The sequence below is a fragment of the Cobetia sp. genome (assembly GCF_983723665.1).
The window spans coordinates 1-2,281 of record NZ_CFDJES010000023.1 but is presented as its reverse complement, the minus strand read 5'-3'; the positions used below and the strand labels follow the sequence as shown (position 1 = coordinate 2,281).

At 64.4% G+C, this 2,281-nt stretch carries 2 protein-coding genes; both read left to right on the top strand.

Annotated elements, in window-relative coordinates:
* The first annotated feature begins 183 nt into the window (after positions 1-183).
* Positions 184-924 (top strand): ATP-binding cassette domain-containing protein, encoded by a 741-nt coding sequence (locus AC4FAH_RS04060; RefSeq protein WP_153636301.1) that lies wholly within the window; start codon positions 184-186, stop codon positions 922-924.
* Between the two features lie 8 nt (positions 925-932).
* The coding region (locus tag AC4FAH_RS04055) for a glycine betaine ABC transporter substrate-binding protein (protein WP_490245669.1) at positions 933-2,281 on the top strand (1,349 nt) is incomplete at its 3' end.

Sequence of the window (2,281 nt, the reverse complement as noted above, 5' to 3'; positions counted from 1 at the left end):
GGTGACTTGATAAGCTGAGACGCTGTAGTCACTGTTGATTGAGGAAGTCGTGAGGGCGTCAGTGGGGAGCATTCCCGTCACCTGCCTGGTGTCACCGGCACTCTTTAGTGTGCAAGTGCGCTGACTCGCCAGCGCTTTTTACCATTCCAGACTCATGCTCACCTGCCTAGAAGGACCTACTCGATGAGTGATGACACCGCCCCGGCAGTCCGCTTCAGCGGCCTGCACAAGGGCTTTGCCGGTCAGCGCCTGTTTGAAGGCATTGATCTTGAACTGCCGCGTGACCGTATCACCGCCCTGGTCGGTGCCAGTGGCTGTGGCAAATCGACCCTGCTGCAGCTGATCAACGGCCTGATCCGCCCGGATGAAGGCGAGGTGAAGGTGTTCGGCGCCGCCGTCGATTACGCCAACCTGCCAGTCATGCGTCGCCGCATCGGCTATGCCGTCCAGCAGATCGGCCTCTTTCCCCATCTCAGCGTACGCGACAACGTCGCCATTCTCGCTGACCGCGAAGGCTGGAGCGCCGAGCGCGTCAAGGCACGCATCGCGCGTCTGTTCCAGATGATGGATCTCGACATGGCGCTGCTGACCCGCTATCCCCACGAGATTTCCGGCGGTCAGGCCCAGCGCGTCGGGCTGTGTCGCGCCATGATGCTGGAGCCACCGTTGCTGCTGCTCGATGAGGCCTTCTCGGCCGTCGACCCGATCACGCGCATCGAGGTGCACGCCCAGTTCCAGCGCATGCAGCAGGAGGAGCCGCGCAGCGTGGTGATGGTCACCCACGACATGAACGAGGCGCTGAGCCTGTCCGATCACATGGTGGTGATGGCGCCCGGCGTGGTGCTGCAGGCCGCCAGCCCCGACACCATCACCACGGCGCCGGCGGATGAGCGCGTGGCCCGACTGCTGGAGGCACGCGCATGAAGACGCTGATGACGACTCCCGTCCTGCAACGCTCGCGCCGCGGGCTGTCCGGTGCGCTGATGGTCGCCGGCCTGGCGCTTGCCAGTCTGGGAGCGCTGGTGTCCAGCCCGCTTGCCAGCGCGGAAGAGCAAGCCGCGACATGGCCCGAGGACAAGCCGATCGTGGTCGGCTCCAAGGCTGACCGCGAAGGGCATCTGCTGGGCGAGATCTTCGCGCAGGTGCTGGAGGACGCCGGCTTCACGGTCGAGCGCCGTCTGGGGCTGGGGCAGACCATCATCACCTATCAGGGGCTGGCGGAAGGCGAGCTGGATGTCTATCCCGAATACACCGGCACCCTGGCCCACGCGATTCTCAAGCTGGACGACGTGCCTCCGCTCGAGAAGCTCGATGAGCTGAGTCGCGAGCAGGGCCTGCGCGTGCTCGAGCCGCTGGGCTTCAACAATACCTACGCCGTCAGCATGCGCCGTGATCAGGCCGAGTCGCTGGGCATCAGTACCATCGGCGATATGGCCGATCACCCGGATCTGTCCGTCGCGATGTCGCATGAGTTCATCAAGCGTCCGGATGGCTGGCCGGGACTGGCCGCGGAATACGGCCTTTCCCAGGTGCCGCGTGGCATCGAGCACGGCATCGCCTATCAGGCGCTGCGCGAGAGCAAGATCGACGCCACCGATGCCTATTCCACCGAGGGCGACATCAAGCGCTTCGACTTCGTGCTGCTCGACGATGACAAGGGCTACTTCCCCGAGTATCTGGCGGTACCCTTCGTGAATGCCGCCTTGCCGGAAGATGCCGTCGCGGCGCTCAACCAGCTGGCGGGGAGCCTCGATGAAGACAGCATGCAGGCGCTCAACGCCCGCGTTTCCACCGATGAGCAGAGCTTCGCTCAGGTCGCCAGTCGCTTCATTCAGGAACAGGGCATCACCACCGAGCAGCGTGAAGTCAGCGGCGCCAAGTGGGACAAGCTGGGTACCAATCTGATCGAGCACCTGCAGTTGACGCTCTCGGCGCTGCTGCTGGCGTGTCTGGTCGGCCTGCCGCTGTCCTTGCTTGTCTATCGCAATCCGAAGGTCTCGCGGGTGGTGCTCTACGTCACCGGCCTGCTGCAGACCATCCCCTCCATCGCGCTGCTGGCACTGATGATTCCGCTGTTCGGCATCGGGGTGGTACCGGCGGTGATCGCGTTGTTCGTCTACTCCTTGCTGCCGATCATCCGCGCGGCGATCACCGCGTTGCTGACGGTGGACCCGCTGCTGGTCAAGGTGGCACGTGGCATGGGCCTGACGCGTCGCGAGCAGCTGCGTCACGTCATCCTGCCGCTGGCGACGCCCAATCTGCTCACCGGCATCAAGACCGC

What these genes read in the sequence shown, in the direction of transcription:
- AC4FAH_RS04060 (WP_153636301.1), top strand. Translation starts at nt 184, where the DNA reads ATGAGTGATGACACCGCCCCGGCAGTCCGCTTCAGCGGCCTGCACAAG.